12 protein-coding genes and 1 pseudogene are annotated in these 19,375 nt (G+C 66.6%); 8 read left to right on the forward strand and 5 right to left on the reverse strand.

Annotated features, from left to right (window positions below):
• Positions 1 to 339 precede the first annotated feature (339 nt).
• From P7C00_RS15680 to P7C00_RS15690, 3 genes are all read right to left on the reverse strand, one after another.
• Positions 340 to 2,178, reverse strand: coding sequence for an ABC transporter ATP-binding protein (locus P7C00_RS15680; RefSeq protein ID WP_404939823.1), 1,839 nt, complete (start codon positions 2,176 to 2,178; stop codon positions 340 to 342).
• On the reverse strand, positions 2,171 to 3,952 hold the full coding sequence (locus P7C00_RS15685) for an ABC transporter ATP-binding protein (protein ID WP_404939825.1): 1,782 nt from the start codon (positions 3,950 to 3,952) through the stop codon (positions 2,171 to 2,173). Before P7C00_RS15685 ends, P7C00_RS15680 begins: the two co-directional genes overlap by 8 nt.
• Positions 3,953 to 4,302: 350 nt before the next feature.
• Positions 4,303 to 5,550, reverse strand: a complete 1,248-nt coding sequence (locus P7C00_RS15690; RefSeq protein WP_346632904.1) for an acyl-CoA dehydrogenase family protein — start codon at positions 5,548 to 5,550, stop codon at positions 4,303 to 4,305.
• 492 nt (positions 5,551 to 6,042) lie between these two features.
• Between P7C00_RS15690 and P7C00_RS15695 the strand changes: the two genes are divergently transcribed.
• From P7C00_RS15695 to P7C00_RS15730, 8 genes and pseudogenes are all read left to right on the forward strand, one after another.
• The gene (locus P7C00_RS15695) at positions 6,043 to 7,098 is read left to right on the forward strand and encodes an ABC transporter substrate-binding protein (RefSeq protein ID WP_346632905.1); all 1,056 of its coding nucleotides are present in this window, start codon (positions 6,043 to 6,045) and stop codon (positions 7,096 to 7,098) included.
• Positions 7,099 to 7,113: 15 nt separating this feature from the next.
• Positions 7,114 to 7,845 (forward strand): class II aldolase/adducin family protein, encoded by a 732-nt coding sequence (locus P7C00_RS15700; protein ID WP_404939827.1) that lies wholly within the window; start codon positions 7,114 to 7,116, stop codon positions 7,843 to 7,845.
• A 255-nt stretch (positions 7,846 to 8,100) separates the two neighbouring features.
• Complete coding sequence (locus P7C00_RS15705) at positions 8,101 to 9,300, forward strand: LLM class flavin-dependent oxidoreductase (protein WP_346632907.1); 1,200 nt, start codon at positions 8,101 to 8,103, stop codon at positions 9,298 to 9,300.
• Positions 9,301 to 9,310: 10 nt separating this feature from the next.
• A complete protein-coding gene (locus P7C00_RS15710) occupies positions 9,311 to 10,882 on the forward strand; it encodes an ABC transporter substrate-binding protein (protein ID WP_404939829.1) in 1,572 nt (523 codons plus the stop codon).
• The gene (locus P7C00_RS15715) at positions 10,875 to 11,936 is read left to right on the forward strand and encodes an ABC transporter permease (RefSeq protein WP_346632909.1); all 1,062 of its coding nucleotides are present in this window, start codon (positions 10,875 to 10,877) and stop codon (positions 11,934 to 11,936) included. Before P7C00_RS15710 ends, P7C00_RS15715 begins: the two co-directional genes overlap by 8 nt.
• 23 nt (positions 11,937 to 11,959) lie before the next feature.
• A complete protein-coding gene (locus P7C00_RS15720) occupies positions 11,960 to 12,805 on the forward strand; it encodes an ABC transporter permease (RefSeq protein ID WP_404939831.1) in 846 nt (281 codons plus the stop codon).
• Complete coding sequence (locus P7C00_RS15725; protein ID WP_404939833.1) at positions 12,802 to 14,595, forward strand: dipeptide ABC transporter ATP-binding protein; 1,794 nt, start codon at positions 12,802 to 12,804, stop codon at positions 14,593 to 14,595. Before P7C00_RS15720 ends, P7C00_RS15725 begins: the two co-directional genes overlap by 4 nt.
• 192 nt (positions 14,596 to 14,787) lie before the next feature.
• Positions 14,788 to 15,243, forward strand: a pseudogene (locus tag P7C00_RS15730) (REP-associated tyrosine transposase); the annotation flags it as partial.
• A gap of 286 nt (positions 15,244 to 15,529) precedes the next feature.
• Here the strand turns inward: P7C00_RS15730 and P7C00_RS15735 are convergent.
• A complete protein-coding gene (locus P7C00_RS15735; protein ID WP_404939835.1) occupies positions 15,530 to 16,621 on the reverse strand; it encodes an LLM class flavin-dependent oxidoreductase in 1,092 nt (363 codons plus the stop codon).
• A 38-nt stretch (positions 16,622 to 16,659) separates the two neighbouring features.
• Positions 16,660 to 19,242, reverse strand: a complete 2,583-nt coding sequence (locus P7C00_RS15740; RefSeq protein ID WP_404939837.1) for a TonB-dependent receptor plug domain-containing protein — start codon at positions 19,240 to 19,242, stop codon at positions 16,660 to 16,662.
• Between the last annotated feature and the right edge of the window lie 133 nt (positions 19,243 to 19,375).

Below are 19,375 nucleotides of genomic sequence, written 5' to 3' on the forward strand. Positions count from 1 at the left end.
GGTGCTCCTGATTCAGTAACGCGTTGCGCCGCGCGGATGCGAAGACGCCTGTCAGGGGTGATTGCAACGGCCATGCCATGGACCGCAGAGGCCGCAGGCGTGGGGTTTGAGGGGCTATGCCAGAGACTGTGGCGAGGGCCAGTGCTGCTGTAGCAGCACCCCGTCAGCAGCGGTTGCTGAGCGCGCAACAGATACGCCGCCCCCCATATCAACGCTGCCCGTGTAGGAGCCGGCTTGCCGGCGAAGAGGCCCTTGAGCCCTGTGTTGTCCTTGCGGACGCCTTCGCTGGCAAGTCAGCGCCTACGGCTGGCGCAAGATCGGCGTCGTCCTTATGGGTGGTCAGGCCGGGGCGGTCTCGGCGCTGCGCAGGTAGGCCTGATACAGCGCGGCGTAGGCGCCGTCGCGTTGTATCAGTTGCCGGTGCGGCCCCTGTTCCACCAGCCGGCCATGACGGATCACGGCAATCCGGTCGGCGTCGCGGATGGTCGCCAGGCGGTGGGCGATGATGATCGCCGTGCGCCCCTGGCACAGCCGGCGCAATGCCTGCTGGATACGCCGCTCGGTATGGATGTCCACCGCCGAGGTGGCTTCGTCCAGCACCAGCACCGCCGGGTTGGCCAGGTAGGCGCGCACCAGGCACACCAGCTGGCGCTGGCCGTGGCTCAAATGCCCGCCCAGGGGCCCGACTTCGCTGTGGTACTGGTGCGGCAGGCGCTCCAGCACTTCATCGGCCCCCAGTTCCCGGGCCGCGGCAATCAGGGTCGAGTCATCGGCGTCGGGAGCCGCCAGGCGCAGGTTGTCGAGAATGCTGCCACTGAACAGCACATTGTCCTGCAGCACCACGCCCACGGCCCGGCGCAGTTCATGCTGGGCCAATTGCCGGATGTCCACGCCGTCGAGCTTCACGGCACCGCCTTGCACGTCGTAGAAGCGCGTCAGCAGTTGCACCAGGGTGCTTTTGCCGTGACCCGAGGGGCCAACGAGCGCCAGCACTTCCCCGGCCTCGATCTTCAGGTCCAGGTTGTGGATCACTGGCGTGGGGCTGTTGGGGTCATAGGCGAAGCGCACCTGTTCGAAGCTGACGTCGCCCCGTGGACGCGGCAACGGCTGTGGCTTGTGCGGGTCGAGGACCTGGGGCCGGGTATCGAGCAGCAGGAAGATCCGCTGGGCCGAGGCCGAGCCGGTGGCGTAGCGCTCGAACAGGTCGGACAGCTCCTGCAAGGGGCCGAGAAACAGAAACACGTAGAACAGGCTTTCCGCCACCTGGCCCACGCTGACTTCGGCGCTGGCCAGGCCGAAGGCGCCCACCAGCAACAGCGCGGCCATGCCGGCTGAGCTGAGCAGGGCAGTGAACGGGGCGAACCAGCTGGAGCGCAGGCTGCCGCGAATCAGCGCCTGATTGAAGTCCTCCAGCAGGCCGCGATAGCGCTGCAAGTTGCGCCCTTGCTGCCCACATTGCTGGAGCATGCGCGCACCGCTGACGCTTTCCACCAGGTGCGCGGTGAAACGGCTGCGGTTCTCCGCGACCTTGGCCCAGTTGCGCTGGGAGATGCGCTTGAATCCCCAGGTCGCCACTGCCAGCAGCGGCACCGTGGCCGCCAGGCTGAGGAAGAATCGCGGGTCGATGCGCCACAGCATCACCGAGGCCAGCCCGCAGCGCAGCAGGGCACCCAACAGCTCCGGTGGCCCCTGGATCAACAGCGGCTCCAGGCTGTCGACGTCGCGGTCGGCGCGGGAAATGATCCGCCCGGCACGAGTCTGGTCGAAGTAGCTGATGCTCAGGGCCTGGACATGGGCGAAGACCTTGATCCGCAGGTCGTTGAGCACCCGGATCGCCGCGCTGCCGGCGACGAACTGTGACAGCCCGGCGAGGACAAAGCGCCCCAGCCAACTGGCTGCCAGCCCCAGTCCCAGCCACAGCAGCAGCGACTCGTCCAGCAGCCAGTGCCCCTGGTCGAGCACCAACCCATGGTCCAGCAGTTCACGGACGAACCAGGGCCGCAGAAAGACGGTGAACACCAGCAGCAGCTCGATGCCGATCACCGTCAGGATGGCCCCGCGAATCGGTCGCAGCAGGGGCAGCAGGCGGGAAAACATGCTGCGGTCCAGGGCCTGCCTGGCGAGCATTTCTTCTATTTCGATGTCGCTCAGGGCCTTGCCGGCGATTGGGTTAGCCATGGTCGATTCCCAGCAGATCGCGGTAGTGCGCGTTGGAGTTCAAAAGGTCGGCGTGACGGCCGCTGGCGCTGATGCGCCCGTCCTGGAGCAGCAGTACCCGGTCCGCCAGGAGAATGGTCGAGAGCTTGCTGGAGATCACCAGCAGAGTGGTGGCCCGGCCCTGGTCCCGGCGTAGCTGGCGGATGTTGTGCAACACCTGGCGTTCGCTGATGGCGTCCAGGGCGCTGGTGGCATCGTCCAGGCAGAGGATGTCCGGCTCGCCGAGCAGGGCCCGGGCCAGGCTCAGGCGCTGGCGCTGGCCGCCGGACAGGGTCACCCCGCGATCGCCGAGTCGGCTGTTCAGGCCTCGGGGCAGGCGTTCGAGTACATCTTCGGCAGCCGCCAGGGCCAGGCCTTGGCGCAGTTGCTGATCACTGGCGCCGGGGGCTGTCAGGCGCAGGTTGGCGGCCAGGGTGTCGGAAAACAGGAAGCTTTCCTGGGGCACCACATGCACCCGGCGCCGCAGTTGGTCCAGGTCCAGGTCGCGCACGTCCTGCCAGCCGCTCTGTTCGCAACCCAGCAGCAGGCGGCCTGTGCCGACTTCCGTGAGGCGCGGCAGGAGGCTGGCCAGCAGGCTCTTGCCGGTGCCGGTGGCGCCGACCAGGGCGACGATCTCGCCGGGCTGCAGGGTCAGGGAACAGTGCTCGAGAATCTTGCGGCCGCCGCCCGGAGCGCTGACGCTGACTTCTTCCAGCTTCAGCCCCAGGGGCGTGAGTGGCAGCAGGGCCGTGCCGCTGCGAATGCCGGCCGGCTCATCCAGCAGGTGCCAGATGCGTTCGGCGCTGGAGCGGGCGTCAGCGAAGGTCTGCATCACTCGGCCAATGCCTTCGATGCGAAACACCAGGGCGGTGACGATCAACAGGGCGCTGACCAGCTCGCCGATCCCCAGTAACCCGGCGGCCACCTGATGGGCGCCGTACACCAGCACCCACACATGGCTGAGGGCGACCACCGCCTGGGGCAGAGGAATCCGCGAACTGGAATAGGCCAGGGCCCGGCGTGCCTGTTCGGCGAACAGCGCGACCTGGGCGGCGAAGCCCTGGATACGGCTGTGCTCCAGGGCGAAGGACTTGATTACCCGCACGCCGCCGATGCCTTCGCTGAGGTCCTGGTTGACTCGGTCGTAGGCCGCACCCACGGCGCGGTCGAGGCTCACCAGATGCTCGGTCTGGCGCACGAAGATCCACAGCCCGCAGGCCGTCAGCAGCAGCGGCACCACGCCGAGCCAGGGGCTGTACCAGCTCAGCAGGCCGACAGTGGCCAGCACCACCAGGGGCGTCTCCACCACTTGGCGCCAGAAGCTGATCAGGGCATCGCGGACCTTGTCCGCATCGCGGGTGGTCCGGGTGATCATCTCGCCCATGCCGTGCTGCCAGTGGTAGCCCAGGTGCAAGCCCTGGACCTGCTGCAGGATGCGTTCGCGCAGGCGGGTCAACAGCTCCTGGCTGAGCACCAGGGACAAGACGCTGGCGGCGTACTGCAAGGCGCCACGGCCCAGGGCCACCGCCAGCATCAGCCACAACCAGTACCAACCGAGGCGGGCATCCAGACTGCCGTCCGCCAGACGCTGCACCGCGCGTCCGGCGCTGACATCGTTGATGGCATGGCCGATCAGCCACTGCTGCCAGACCAGCCCCAGATTGACCGCGATATAGAGCAGCGCCACCAGAGCGAAGCGCCAGGGCATTTCCCGGTAGATCGCCAAGGCGCGCAAGAGAGGGTGTTTTTTGATCATGCAGGGCTCATTCAAAAAAGTCGGACACTCCCCGTAGGAGCCGGCTTGCCGGCGAAGAGGCCATCGAGCCTTGTGCCGGTCTTGAGGACGCCTTCGCTGGCAAGCCAGCTCCTACGGTGCTGGGTGATGCGTGCTTCTTCGTAGGAGCCGGCTTGCCGGCGAAGAGGCCCCGAGCCTTGTGCCGGCCTTGAGGACGCCTTCGCTGGCAAGCCAGCTCCTACGGTGCTGGGTGATGCGTGCTTCTTTGTAGGAGCCGGCTTGCCGGCGAAGAGGCCCCCGAGCCTTGTGCCGGCCTTGAGGACGCCTTCGCTGGCAAGCTAGCGCCTACGAGAGGGGTGGCAGTGGGTGGGTTATGGGGTCGGGCGAGTTGCGCCCTGTTGTTCCTTGGCGTTGAGGATGGCGGTGTATTCACCCGGGTCGACGCCGTTGAGGTAGTAGTTGCCAACGTGATGCAGGCGCCAGCGGATCGGGTCGTGGGTGGTGTGCACCCGGGCGTTGCGCCAGAAACGGTCGAGGTTCCATTTGCTCAGGGAGGAACTGGCCCCCAGCAGCGAGAAGATGTCGCTGGAAATCTTCAGCGAGGCACTGTCGGAGTGGGCGCGGGCGGTGGCCACGCAGAGGATCAACTGGTCCTGCAATTCCTTGTTGTCCGGGTCCTGTTCGTGCTCATCGAAGACTCGGGCGGCGTCCCGCAGCAAGGATTCGGCGGCGCGCAGGGCCACGGCGTATTCGCCGATCTGCTTGATGATGTGGGGCTCTTCGCTGGCGTGGTCGACGCCGCTTTCCACCCAGGGCCGGGCGTGCTGTTTCAGGTAGTCCACCGCCGCTCCCAGAGCCCCGGCGGCGATCCCGGTGTCGATGGCCGCATGGAGGATCTGCGGAAAGGTCAGACCAGTGCGCTTCATCGGCCCCTTGCGCGGCGAGACGAAGTCTTCGTCCAGTTCGATGTTGTCGAAGATCACCGTGCCGCTGACCGAGTTCTGCTGGCCGAAGGCGTGCCAGTCGTCCACCAGGGTCAGGCCCGGGGTGTTGCGGTTGAGCAGCACCCCGGCACCGCCTTCCTCACTGGCGGCGGTCAGGGAGATCCACTCGGCCAGGTAGGCGCCGGTGGAGTAGAACTTGCTGCCATTGAGAATCAGCTTGCCGTCGGCGCGGCGCTCGATGCGGGTCTTGAGGGCAAACTTGTTCTTGCCGCCGACTTCCGCCAGGGCGTTGCCAAAGCGCTTGCCGGCCAGCACATCGCTGATCAGGCGGTCGCGTACCGCCTCCGGGTAGCCAGTGAAGATGCCCCGCAGCATCACATTGTGGATCTGCAGCAACTGGCCGACGCCGCCGTCGGCCACCGAGATCAGGCGCACGGTCTCGACGATGGTGGCCACCGAGGCCCCCAGACCGCCAAAGGCCTTGGGCACGCCGATGGCAGTCAGGCCGCTTGTGGACAGCAGTTCGGCCTGACGCCGGGGCAACTGGCCGTTGGCCTGACTGTCGGCGGCAATGGCGGCGATTTGCGTGGCGATCTCCCGGGCGGCGGCGATGGCTTCGGCCTCGCTGCGCAGGACACGGACCGGAGTGACAGGAAGGGCTTGGACGCTACTCATATGGAACCTCTCTCAAAGAAATCTGCCCCCAGGGGCGTGTGTATCGGCCTGATCCGTAGGAGCCGGCTTACCGGCGAAGGAGCCCTTGAGCCTGGCGCCAGTCCTGGTGACGCCTTCGCTGGCAAGCCAGCTCCTACAGAGGGTGTATGCATTGACCTGATCCTACGAAGAAGGGGGCGTGCTTGAGGGGCTTGAGCAAGTTCTGCGCCAGGGCCTTTTCAGTGTGCTGAAAATCCGTTGCAGGCCCTGTGTAGCAGGGCTTGCAGACGGGGGTGCAGCTGGCGCTAAAACGTCTGTTGCTGCTCCAGCAGCAATGCCCGTCGGCCCGTTGCTCCAACAGCAGCAGTCGCCGCGCAATGCTGCTGGTCGGGCAGCAATTGGCATCGCGCGGCTTTCGCCGACAGCGGCCCAGGCCCCGGAATCCGGGGCTTTGCCCGGTTGGCACGGGCGCTGCAATGGCTCCGGCAACTGCCATTGCACAGGAACCGGTCCATGACGCTTGCTGCCTCTTTACCCTTATCCGCTGCCCAGCCTCGGCTGGAGCAGATCTGGTTCACCCGCTGCCCGGTGCCCACCGCTTCCGGGATCGCCTACAAGCTGGGCTGGCTCAGCGAGGAATTCGCTGCCGACGGCCTGCCGGTCGCGACTCTGCAGGAAGCCCGGCAGCTGGGCCATCACCACTACGATCACCAGTTGCCCGGGCTGTTTCGCGAGGGCGGCAACGTCCCGGCCCTGGCCGCCCGCGCCGCCGGTTCCCCTAGCCGACTGATCGGTCTGACCTGGATCGAGGAATGGCAGACCCTGCTGGTGCGCCCCGACTCCGGTATCCGCCGCCCCGAGGATCTCAAGGGCAAGCGCCTGGCCCTGCCGGCCTGGGGCGAGAATCGTCCGGGCAGCATTGCCCGGGCCATGAGCCTGCATGGTTACAAAGGCGCGCTGAGCCTGGCGGGCCTGGGTTTCGATGATGTCGAGCTGGTGGAGGTGGCGCTGCAGGATCAGGAACGTGCGGCGACTCCCCAGGAAGGTTTGCAGCGCCTGTGGTCCGGCCTGGACTACCTGGTGCGCGGCGAGGTGGATGCGGTCTACGTCAAGGGCGCTGCCGCCGCCGATGCGGCGCGGCGCCTGGGGCTGGTGGTGGGCATCGATCTGGATCAGATCGCCGAGCCGCGCTACCGCATCAACAACGGCACGCCGCGACCGATCACCGTGCACCAAAGCCTGCTGGACAACCACTTCGATCTGGTGGTGCGCTTTCTCGCCCAGACCCTGCGCGCCGCCGAATGGGCGGCGCAGAACCGCCCGGCGCTGAACGCCATTCTTGAAGAGGAAACCCGTGCCGGCAGCGCCGGCGTCGCCCAAGCCTATCGCGGCGATTTCCACACCACCCTGGCTCCCGACCTGTCGCCCCAGCGCCTGGAGTTCCTCGATATCCAGAAAAACTTCCTCTATCGCCATGGCTTCCTGGAACGGGATTTCGCCATCGCCGATTGGGTCGACCCACGCCCCTTGCACGCCGCCCATGAACTGCTGGCCCAGCGCCGCGCCTGAACCCGGAGAATTGCCATGACTGTATTGATCAACGAAACCCCCATTACCCAGGAACTGCAGGCCTTCATCGATCAGGTGCTGCTGGAGGCCGAACAGGCGTTCACCGTGTTCCGCGAAACCCAGACCATCACCGCCAACGGCACCGTGGGCTTCATCGAGCGGGTGCCGGGCCAGGAGCTGCTGGTCTCGGTGAACTACGGCGGCCCGTGGAACTACCGCAAACCGTTGCAGGCCACGGTCACCGACTTTGTCGGCAAGGTCATCCTCGGCCAGGGCAAGGGCGGCCTCGGTCGCTACACCAAACTGTTCCAGCAACACCCCGACATCACCACCGTGTCCCACGTGCATTCGCCGTACCTGGGAGCCTGGGCCCAGACCCACCGGACCTTGCCGTTCCACTACGTACCGGTGCAGCGCTACCAGCTGGCCCGGGAACTGCCGGTGTACATCGACCGACGCCAGCCCGAGGTGGACTTCATCCTCGACAGCATTGCCCAGAACCCCTTCAACCTGGCGATTCTCGAAGCCAACGGCGGCTCTACCGTGTGGGGCAAGCAAGGCCTGCGGGCCACGGCGGAATTCATCCTGTTGCTGGAAGAGGGCGCGCAACTGCAACTGCTGGCCGATGCCTTGGGCGGCTCTCGGCCTTACGGCCCGGGGGTCTTGACCCAGCAATGGAAGATGAGCGGCCTCTACGAGCGCGCCACCGAGCTGGGCCTGGTGCCCGCCATCGACCGCCGCACCTGACCCGCCGCCCCGCGGGATCGCGCCGGGCTCCTGCGGGACTTATCTGACTGCTGTAGGAGCTGGCTTGCCAGCGAAGGCGTCCGCAAGAGCGATGCAAGACCCGAGGGCCTCTTCGCCGGCAAGCCGGCTCCTACACAAGCACTGCCGGTATCGCGCCAGCTGTAGGAGCTGGCTTGCCAGCGAAGGCGTCCGTCAGGGCAACGCAAGGGCAATGCCCAGGCGCTAAAGGCGTTCAAACATTCAAGGAACAGGCACATGGCCGTCAAGATTCTCTGGTACCTCACTACACCCGATGGCCCCTATCCCTGGGAGCCCGAAGGACGCTGGAACACCGATTTCGAGCACCTCAAGCAGCTGGCGGTGGCCAGTGATCGCCTGGGTTACTACGGCTCGCTGCTGGGCTCGAGCCCCAATGAAAGCCTGGCGGTCTCGGCGGCGCTGATCGATGCCACCCAGCGCTTGCGCTTTCTGGTGGCCCAGCATCCGGGGGAGCTGTCACCGGCGGTGCTGGCCAAATGGGCGCTGACCTTCGATCAGTTCTCCAACGGCCGCTTGCTGTTCAACGTGGTCAACGGCAGCGATGCCGGGCTGGCCACGCTGGGGGTGCACTATCCCCATGATGAGCGTTATGACTTCAGCCTGGAGTACTGGCGGGCCTTCCAGGGCTTCTATGCCGGCGACACTGCTGGCTATGACGGTCGCTACGTCAAGCTGGCACCGCGTTCCCCGGCGGCGGCCAGCCATCCCCTGGGCGGCTGGCACGCGCCGCGGCAGGTCCCCGGCATTCCCCTGTGGGGCGCCGGCACCTCCGGCCCGGGAGTGGCCCATTCGGTGCAGTTGCTGGACGTGTACCTGAGCTTTGCCAACACGCCGCCGAAACTCGGCGAAAAATTCCGCCAGGTGGCTGCCGAGGCGGCGAAGATCGGCCGCGAGCTGAGCTTCGGCACGCGCCTGCAGATCATCGTCCGGGAAACCGAGGAGGAGGCCTGGGCCCACGCCGAGAAACTGCTGCAGCGCACCTCGTTGCAGACTGCCCGGGCCTCCATCGAGCGCCAGTTGCCACCCGGAGAAACCCTGGACAGCTTCCACAGCGACGACCCGCAGATCCAGCGCAATGTCGAGGCCATCCGCGCCGGCCGCCTGCCCAAGGCCCGGGACCTGGAGATCTACCCCAATGTCTGGCTTGGTCCGAGTCTGTTCGGTTTCAACATCCTCGGTCCGGCCGCGGGCACCTACCTGGTGGGCAGTGCCGAGCAGGTGGCCGAGCGTATTCGCGAATACGAAGAGCAGGGCACCTCGGCCTTCATTCTCTCGGGCTTTCCGCTGATCGACGAGGCCCATCGAGTGGCGGACCTGCTGTTCCCGCTGCTGGACCTGGATCACGGTTTCGAGGTGCCGCGCCTGGGGGCCGTCGCGGCGGCCCGCCAGCCAGCCACTGCCACTGAGCAGGCCTGAGGAGCGAGCCATGAGCGAGGTGTTTTCCCGCCGGGTATTTCTCGGCAACTCCCTGGCTGTCGGTGGCGGCCTGTTGCTGGGCACGGGCCTGCTCGGCGGCTGCGACAGTGGCGTGGCGGTGAACGGTGCGGCGCTGGCGTCCAGCACCCCGGTGCGCGGCGGGCGCCTGCGGGTGGGGATCATCGATGGCGACCAGTCCGGCAACCTCGATGCGCACAAACCCGTGGGCGGCGGGATCATTCGTGGCTGGGCGCTGTACAGCAAGTTCTGGGAGTGGAACCCGGACGTCAGTACCCGCCTGGCCCTGGCGGAGTTTGCCGAGCCCAATGCCGATGCCAGCGCCTGGACCATCCGCATCAAGCCGGGGCTGGAGTTTCACCACGGCAAGAGCATCGGCGCCGACGACATGCTGTTTTCCATCCTGCGCCTGACCGATCCGCAGCTGGCTTCACCCTTTGCCGGGCTGGTGGGGGCCATCGACCGCCAGGCCTTGCGCAAGCTGGACGAGCGCACCATCGAGATTCGCTTCAAGCAGGGCCAGAGCTTCTTTCCCCTGGACGAGACCCTGATCAGCTTCGGCGGCATCGTGCCCACCGACTATCACCCGGTGACCAACCCGGTGGGAGCCGGTCCCTACAGGCTCAAGCGCTTCATTCCCGGGCAACGCTCGCTGTACAGCCGTTTCGAGAATTACTACAAGCCGGGACAGCCCTATGCCGATGAACTGGAAATCATCGAGTTCAAGGATCAGGTCTCCCGGGCGGCGGCACTGCGTGCCGGGCAGATCGATGTAGCCAGCGGGGTCCAGGCCGAGCACAGCGCGCTGCTCAAGGCCGATCCGCGGCTCAGGTTCTATGCCTCGCCGAGCACCTCGTTCACCGGCTTCAACCTCAATCTGGCCAAGGCGCCGTTCCAGGATGAGCGAGTGCGCCAGGCGTTTCGCCTGCTGGCCGACCGCCAGGAACTGGTGGATCGCGGCCTCAACGGTTTCGGGCGGGTCGCCAATGACCTGTATTCGCCCCACGATCCCACCTACAACCACGGCATTGCCCAGCGCCCCTACGACCTGGACCAGGCCCGTTCCTTGTTGCGTCAGGCCGGGCACAGCGATCTGCGGGTGGAGCTGACCAGCACCCCGGGTGCTGGTGTCAATGCGGCCCTGGTGTTCGCCCAGCAGGCGAAGAAGGCCGGGGTCGAGATCAAGGTGACCCAGGTCGACGGCTCGGTATTCAACGGCCCCCAGCGGGAGAACTGGCTGCTGTCGCCCGGGGCCACACCAGCCCGAGGCTTTCTCGCCTCGGCGTTGCACAACGATGCGCCCCAGGCCATCTACAACCGCAGCAATTTCCATGATCCGCGTTTCACCGAGCTGTACCAGCAAGCCCTGGCCCAGCCCGACCTGGAATTGCGCAAGCCACTGGTGCACCAGGCCCAGGCCATCCAGCACCAGCGCGGCGGCCTGCTGATCTGGGGCTTCAATGATGTGCTGGACGCCGCCTCGGTGCGGGTCGGCGGCCTGGTGCCGGAACAGACCACCTTCGCCTCCTGGCGCTTTGACGAGTTGTGGTTGAACCATGTCTGAACCCTGCGCAAAAACCTCCAGAACGCCAGCCTGGCTGTCCTGGTTTATCGGTCGCCTGGGCTATGGCCTGCTCACGGCCTGGGTCATCAGCCTGGTGGTGTTCGTCGCCACCCAGGCACTGCCCTCGGACCCGGCGCGGGTGATCCTCGGTCCGGACGCGCCCCTGGAGAGCATCCTCACCCTGCAACGGCAACTGGGGCTGGACCGGCCGCTGCTGGAGCAATACCTGCGCTGGCTGGGGCAGACCCTGGCCGGTGACCTGGGCCAATCCCTGGATTCCAGCGCCCCCGTGGCCGAGATCCTTTTTGCCCGGCTGGGCTACACCCTGGCGCTGTTGGCCGGGGTCGTCGTGCTGGTGGTGCCCGTGGCCCTGGCGTTGGGGGTGACCCTGGCCCTGCGCCGGGACAGTCGCCTGGATCGCTGGAGCCTGTCGCTGCTGATCTTTCTCAAGGCGACGCCGGGTTTTCTCCTGGCCATTGGCCTGGTGCTGCTGTTCTCCATGCCCCACATGGACCTGCTGCCGGCGGTGTCGATCCTCGATCCCCAGTTGCCGCTGTGGCGGCAGTTGCAGTTCCTGGTGCTGCCAGTGCTGGCCCTGGCGCTGTCGGCCTTGCCCTACCTGACACGCATGGTGCGTGCGGCGATGATCGAGGCCCTGGAGTCCGACTATGTGATTGCCGCGCGGCTGCGGGGCATCCCGCAGTGGCGCATCGTCTGGCGCCACACCTTGCCCAATGCCCTGGTGCCGGCGATCCAGGGCCTGGCCCTGACCCTGCGCACCCTGATTGGCGGGGCCCTGTTGGCGGAAGTGGTGTTCAGCTACCCGGGCATCGGCACCTCGCTGAACGCGGCGATCCAGATGCGCGACCTGCCGATGATCCAGGCCATCGTGCTGGTGATCACCCTGGGGGTGGTGCTGATCAATCTGCTGGCGGACCTGGCCACGGTATTGCTGACCCCCAAACTGCGCACGGCGAGGCGGGTCGGCCTGATCCGCCGCAACCGGCGCGGCATCCAGCCTTGGTGGCGTCGCTCGGCGCCCAAGGCCCCCTGAACCTGCGGCATGAGAACCGATGCATGAGTGATTTCCGTACTTCCCGCTGGCGCCTGTGGCTGGCCGAATCGCAAACCCGCAAGGGCGCCCTGATCACCTTGCTGGTGGTGCTGCTGGCATTGCTAGGGCCCTGGCTGGCGCCCAGGGGCAGCACCGACATGCTGGGCCCGGTCTACGGCGCCCCCGACGCCGGCGCCTGGCTCGGCTACGACTTTCTTGGCCATGACGTGCTGTCGCGCCTGCTCAGCGGTGGTCTGTCAGTGTTGTGGATGTCCCTGGCGGCAGCGTCCATCGCCTTGCTGCTGGGCGGCGCACTGGGGTTGCTGGCGGGGCTGTCGCGGCGCCGCCTGGATCAACTGATCAGTTGGCTGGCGGATGTGTCCCTGGCCTTTCCCGACCTGATCCTGGTGCTGCTGATCGTCTCCATGCTGGGGCGTGCGCCCTGGCTGATCGTGCTCACCGTGGCCATTGCCTTCACCCCCGGGGTGGTGCGCCTGGCGCGTGGCAGCGCGGTGGCGGTGGCCGGCCAGGAGTTCGTCGAGGCGGCGCAGATGATGGGGTATTCACGCTGGCGGATTTTGTTGCGCGAGATCCTGCCCAACATCCTCACGCCCTTGCTGGTGCACTTGGGCAACATGCTGACCTGGGGGGTGGGCATGCTCTCGGGCCTGAGCTTCCTCGGTTATGGGGTGGCGCCGCCGGACGCCGACTGGGGGCTGATGATCAATGAAAACCAGGCCGGCCTGCTGGTGCAGCCCTGGGCGGTACTGGCCCCGGCGGTGCTGATCGGCATCTTCGCCTACGGCACCAATATCCTCGCCGAGGGCATTGGTCGCAGTCAGTCGCGGATCGGGGAGAAACGCCCATGAACGCGGTCGCGGAAATTGCCCGGGATGTCCGGGTGCTGCAGGTCCGTGACCTGCGGGTGGAATTGACGCCCGAGGTCGATGTGCTGTCCGGGGTGTCCTTCAGTGTGGTCACCGGGGAGATTCTCGGTCTGGTGGGAGAGTCGGGATCGGGCAAGACGACCCTGGCCACGGCGCTGCTGGCCCATGCTCGCCAGGGTGCGCGTATCGTCGGCGGCCGGGTCGACGTGGCCGGGGAGTCCTTGCTGGAGCTTACCGGCGAGGCCCTGCGCCGGGCCCGGGGCAGCCTGATCGGCTACGTTGCCCAGGACCCGGCCACCGCCTTGAACCCCGCCCTGCGCATCGGCAGCCTGCTGCGCGAAACCCTGGCCGTGCATCAGGTGCGCCTGGCGGCGACGGCGCAACACCAGCGCATCGTCGACACCCTGGAACAGGTAGGGCTGCCGGCGGACCCCGAGTTCCTACGGCGCTTTCCTCATCAACTCTCCGGTGGCCAGCAGCAACGGGTAATGCTGGCCCTGGCCTTTGTCTTGCGGCCCAGGCTGATTGTCCTGGACGAACCCACCACGGCCCTGGATGTGACCACCCAGGCGCACATCCTGGCGACCCTGCGCCAGCTGTGCAAAAGCCAGGGGGTGGCGGCGATCTACGTCTCCCATGACCTGGCGGTGATCAAGGATCTGGTGGACCGGGTGCTGGTGATGTATGCCGGGCGGATCGTCGAAAGCGCATCCCGCGAGGCGCTGTTTCGCCAGCCGGCCCATCCCTACACCCGGGGCTTGCTGGCGGCGATTCCCGACGTCGGCCAGCGCCGGCCATTGCTGGCGATCCCCGGGCAGGCCCCGGCCCCGGGCCAGCGGCCCCAGGGCTGCGCTTTCGCACCCCGGTGTCCGCGTCGTGGCCCGCAATGCAGCGTGCTCGAACCGCCATTGCGCGCCCTTGCGCCTGAGGTTCAGGTGGCCTGCGTCGATCCGCATCGGCAGGCACTGCCGGAGCCTGTACCCGTGTCCGCGCCTGCGCTGCAGTTGGCGCCCGGAGCCGGGCTCGTGCCCCTGCTGGAGGTCGAAGACCTGAACCTGGCCTACGACCGTCAGGTGCTCTTTGATGTGTCACTGCAGGTGGCGCCTGGAGAGTGCCTGGCCCTGGTGGGCGAGTCCGGCTCCGGCAAGACCAGCCTGGCCCGTGCCCTGGCCGGACTGGGCGACAATGCCGAAGGCCGGGTGCGTTATGCCGGCCGCCCCTTGAGCCTGTCGGCGCGCCAGCGAGAGAAAGGCTTGCGGCATCAGATCCAGTACATCTTCCAGAACCCGTACCGGGCGCTGAACCCGCGGCACACGCTGTACCAGACCCTGAGTGCGCCCCTGGAGCACTTTTTCGCGATCAAGGGCGCCGAGGCCCGGGCCCGAGTGGACGCGGTGTTGCAGCGGGTGTCGCTGTCGCCGGCCCTGGCGGACCAGTATCCCCACAGCCTGTCGGGGGGCGAACGCCAACGGGTGGCGATTGCCCGGGCGTTGATCTGCGAACCGAAACTGTTGATCTGCGATGAAGTCACCTCGGCCCTGGATGTGTCGGTGCAGGCGTCGATCCTGGCCTTGTTGCGGCAACTGCAGGAAGAAGGTTTGACCCTGCTGTTCGTCACCCATGACTTGGGCGTGGTGCGGGCCATTGCCGACCGAGTGCTGGTGCTCAAGCAGGGACGGGTGGTGGAGCAGGGCACGCTGGATCAGGTGCTGGACCGGCCCGAACATGCCTACACCCGGACCCTGCTGGAGAACTCGCCGCGGCTGGGCTGACGGCGACATCTTCTGCGGCAATTGCACCGTCTTCGCTGGCAAGCCAGCTCCTACAAGGCCTGCGCGCACCCGTAGGAGCCGGCTTGCCGGCGAAGAGGGCGCCCGAGACACACCCCGATCCACAATCCGCCGTCGCAATCGTCCCCACGCTTTAGCCTTCCAGTGTGAACCCGGCATTCGGAGGGCAACGCAATGTCCCAGCGTTTTCACGGCAACCGGCTGCGCACCGGGCGCTACTCGCAAACCGGTCAGATCTACCTGCTCACCGCGGTGACCCACTGTCGTGAACGGCTCTTCGACGATTGGCGCATCGGCCGTCTGGTGGTGCAGCAACTGCGTCAAGCCGAGCTGCAAGGGTTGGCCCATTCCCTGGCCTGGGTGGTGATGCCGGATCATCTTCACTGGCTGCTGGAGCTGGGCGGTTGCTCATTGTCGGCCCTGATACGGCGGATCAAATCCTCCAGCGCACGGGAGATCAACGCCCACCTGCAACGTAGCGGTCGGCTTTGGCAAAAGGGTTACCACGACCGGGCCCTGCGTCGCGAAGAAAACCTGCGCGTGGTTGCCCGTTACCTCATTGCCAACCCGATCCGCGCCGGCCTCGTCACCCGCGTGCACGACTACCCCCTCTGGGATGCCATCTGGCTTGCCGGCGAAGAGGCCCCTGAGCCTTGCGCTGCCCTTGCGGACGCCTTCGCTGGCAAGCCAGCTCCTACGGGTTCTGTGTAGCACGCGGTTTTTGTGTGTAGGAGCCGGCTTGCCGGCGAAGAGGTCCCTGAGCCTTGTGCTGCCCTTGCGGACGCCTTCGCTGGCAAGCCAGCTCCAACGGGTTCTGCGTAGCGCGCGGTTTTTGTGTGTAGGAGCCGGCTTGCCGGCGAAGAGGCCCCTGAGCCTTGTGCTGCTCTTGCGGACGCCTTCGCTGGCATGCCAGCTCCTACACGGATGGGTGGGGCGCGCGGCGGCGGGCGGCGGCTTCGCGGACGGCGGGGATGATCCAGCGGCCATAGTCGATGGTGTCGTAATAAGGGTCGTAACCCCGGTTGAGGAAGGTGGTGACTCCAAGGTCGACATAGTCCAGCAGGGCCTGGGCCACGGTCTCGGGGGTGCCGACCAGGGCGGTGGTGTCGCCGTAGGCGCCCACGGCGGTGGCAGTGGGCATCCACAGGGCGCGGTCGTGGCGGTCGCCGCGGGCCGCAGCCGCCAGCAGGCGTTCGGAACCGGTGCCCTTGAGGCGTTTCTGCCAGGGGCTGCCGGCGGCGAACTGCGGGTTGGCCTGGATCTGCGCGAGGATCTGTTCGGCGCGTTGCCAGGCCAGTTCTTCGGTGGCACCCAGGATCAGCCGTACCGAGAGGCTGACCCTGGGCGCGGTCACGCCTGCGGCGCTGGCGGCGGCCTTCAGTTTGCCGATCTGTTCGGCTACCCCGTCCAGGGGTTCGCCCCACAGGGCATAGAGGTCGGCGTGCTTGACCGCGATCTGGTAGGCGATGTCGGAGGAGCCGCCGAAGGAAATCGGAATGTGCGGCTGTTGCAGGGGTTTCACCGGGGAGAAGGCGCCCTTGATGCTGAAGTAGCGGCCCTCGAAGTCGAAGGGTTCCTCGGCGGTCCAGGTGCGACGGACGATCTCCAGGTATTCGTCGGTGCGTTTGTAGCGTTCGGTCTTGTCCAGCAAGGTGTCGCCTTCCTGAGGCTCGGCGGTGATGCCGGTAATGGCGTGCAGGCGGATACGTCCGCCACCGGTGGTGTGATCCAGGGTGGCAAAGGCCCGGGCGGCGACGGTGGGGGCGCTGAGGGCCGGGCGGTGGGCGATCATGAAGCCCAGGCGCTCGGTGTGGGCGGCGGCATAGGCGGCAATCTGCAGGCTGTCGGCGCTGCCCGGGCCGCTGGCGATCAGTACCCGGTCAAAACCGGCGTGTTCATGGGCGCGGGCGTGCTGGCGGATGAATTCCAGGTCGAAGTCCGGGCTGCGCACGCCGCGGGTTTCGGACCATTGACGGGGGAAGATCATGCCGACGAATTCGATGCTCATGTGCAGGCTCCTGGGGCGAAAGTTGGGGGGAAGGGGGGTTAGAACTGGTAATCCATCTGGGCCAGCACGGTGCGTCCGGGCATGGGCTGCAGGAAGGTGTTGGTGGAGCCGGCCAGGCCGCTGACGAAGTTCAACTCGTTGGTCAGGTTGAGCACGCGCAAGGTGGTGCTCCACTGGGGCTGGCGGTAGTAGAGGGCCAGGTCGAGGTTGTATTCGTCGGGGATCTTCACGGTCTTGCTCAGGTTCAGGTACCAGCTGCTGGTCCACCAGCCGGAGAGTTCGGCACCAAAGCCGGAATCGAAGCGGTAGTCGAGGTAGCCGCTGGCGGTGTATTCGGGAATCTGCACGGCGTCGAAGCGCCCGGACGGCCGTCGGTTGAGGCTGTTGTTGTCGCCGAATAGCGTGCCGTTGTCGGCGATGAACCCGGCTGAAGCGAAGCCGGCCTGGGAGGTGAATTCGTTGTAGGCGCTGAGCCTGGACAGGTTCAGGCCGCTGCGCAGGTGGTTGTCCGGCTGGTAGCGCAGGGTCGCTTCGGTGCCCTTGATGATCAGCCGGGCGATGTTGTTGTTGCTGTCCGGAGACTGGTCCCGGGCCTGCTTGAACGCCGCCAGGGTCATGAACAGCTGGTCGGGCACGGCTTCGACTTTCAGCCCCACTTCATGCAGCACGCTGAGGCTCTGGAAGGCCAGGGGGTTGAGCTGGTTGGCGCCACTGCCGCTGCCCCAGCCCAGGCCGTTGGAGAAGAACCCGGTGTTGACCGCCAGGGAGCGGTCGAAGGTGTAGTACAGGGTGCTGTTCTCGGTGGGCTTGACGTAGGGGCTGACCTGGAAGGCGAACAGCCGATAGTTATGGCTGTCGCGGCGGTCGTTGCCACCGGCAAGGACGAAGGGGTTGTCGATTTCGGCATCGATCCAGCTGCGGCTGGCGCCGATGTTCAGGCCCACTCGGTCGCCCAGGCGCAGGTTGTGCTGGCTGAACAGGGTCTTGGTGGTCCAGGTGCTTTCGGCAGTGTAGGGCGCCACCGATTCGGCATACAGGCCGTGGCCGGCGGGGTACATGGCCGCCAGGTTGAGCCAGCCGTAATAGTTGGAATATTGGGGGACCCCGGGCTGACCGATCCAGGCGCCGTTGCCGCCGGCGGGGTTGCTGCCGGTCAGCCCCAGCAGGTCGCCGGGGTTCTTGCCCGAGGGGTCCTGGGTCAGGTCGTAGGCGTTGATGGTGGAGCCGAAGTGGTTGTTGGCGGCGATCGACTGGTTGAACTCGCGGCGGTAGATCAACCCACTGTTGCTGTCGTCGCGCAGGGTCAGGTCGCCGAGCCGGGTTTCATTGCGTGAACGGAACTCGAAACGGTTGTCCAGCAGGTTGTCCTTGGATTGCACCTGGAAGGCGCCGACGGCGTCGGTCAAGTCCCTGGAGCGCTGGTAGAAGGTGCTGTTGGCCAGGGTGATCGTCGGGGACAGATCGGCCTCGACCCGCAACTGGCTGGTGAAGCGCCGCGAGCTGCTCTGGTCTTCGCCGCGCTGACCGACCTGGGGCGACAGGGAGGTCAGGCCGTTGCCCGCCAGGCTCGGGTCATAGACCCAGCCACGCAGGGTGCCGGGGCTGGCCTGGGTGTTGGGCGAGGCGGCCTGGAAGCTGCCGTCGACCACGCTGTACTGGCCCAGGGCGTTGCGCTGGCGCTCCACCCAGCCCAGGGTCGGGGCATTGGCGGCGCCGGAGGCCAGCACTGGCGACCACAGGCTGTTGCCGTTCTGGATGATCGGCGTGGCGCGCCCGGCGTAGTACTGGCCGTTGTCCACCAGTTGCTGGGTGGCGCGGTTCCAGCCATGGGTGATGTTGTAGTCGTAGTAGTTGTCGTAGCTGGCGTTCCAGTCCACCCGCAGGTTGTCGTTGCGCCAGGCCAGGGCGCCGTAGAAGGCATCGAAGTTGTTGTCGACGTTGTCGTAGTAGTCCTGCTGGCGCTGCTGGGTGATGCTGACCCGGTAGGCCAGCTGGTCGCTCAGGGGGCCGGTGTTGTCGATGCTGAACTTGCGCGAGTCCCGGGACTGGCCGTCCGGCACCCAGGCACCGAGCTCGCCGCTCAGACGGGTCTTGAATTCGCTGAAGTTGGGTTTCTTGCTCAGGTAGTTGACGTAGCCGCCGCTGCCGGACACCGAGCCATAGGTCACCGAGGAAGGGCCGGCGACGATATCCGCCCCCTCGTAGGCGTTGAAGTTGGCCGGATGGCGCACACCGTAGGCACGCTGGCCGTCCTGGAATACCTCCGAGCCCTGGGCGCGGAACTGCGGGGCGATGCCGGCGTTCTGCCCGCCACCGCGGGTGATGCCCGGGGCGTACTTGACCAGATCGTCGGCGCTGCGGATCGGGTCGTTGGCCAGTTGCTCGGCGTTGATCTGGGTCACCGAACGTGGCGTATCGAGCACCTTGGTTTCGGTGCCGCCATATACCGAAGTCGGCGGCCGGGTGGGCAGGGCATCGTCGTCGGACTGGCTGCTGCTGGCCTGGACGGTGACGGTTTGCAGCTGGGTATCGGCGGCGCACAGCGGCGAGGCCAGGGGAGAAAACATCACTACGGCCAGGGCCGGGCCGAATGCGGGGCGAGCGAAGGCGTTGGAGGGCATGGCACATGAGCCTCATATTGAATCGCATGGGTGTTCTGCAGGAGCCGGCTTGCCGGCGAAAGGGCCTGGAGGCTCGCGGTGCTCTTGCGGGCGCCTTCGCTGGCAAGCCAGCTCCTACGGGTTGTGTGGCGGT

Origin of the sequence: Pseudomonas sp. JDS08PS003 (genome assembly GCF_045013505.1) — a bacterium.
GTDB lineage: Bacteria > Pseudomonadota > Gammaproteobacteria > Pseudomonadales > Pseudomonadaceae > Aquipseudomonas > Aquipseudomonas protegens_B.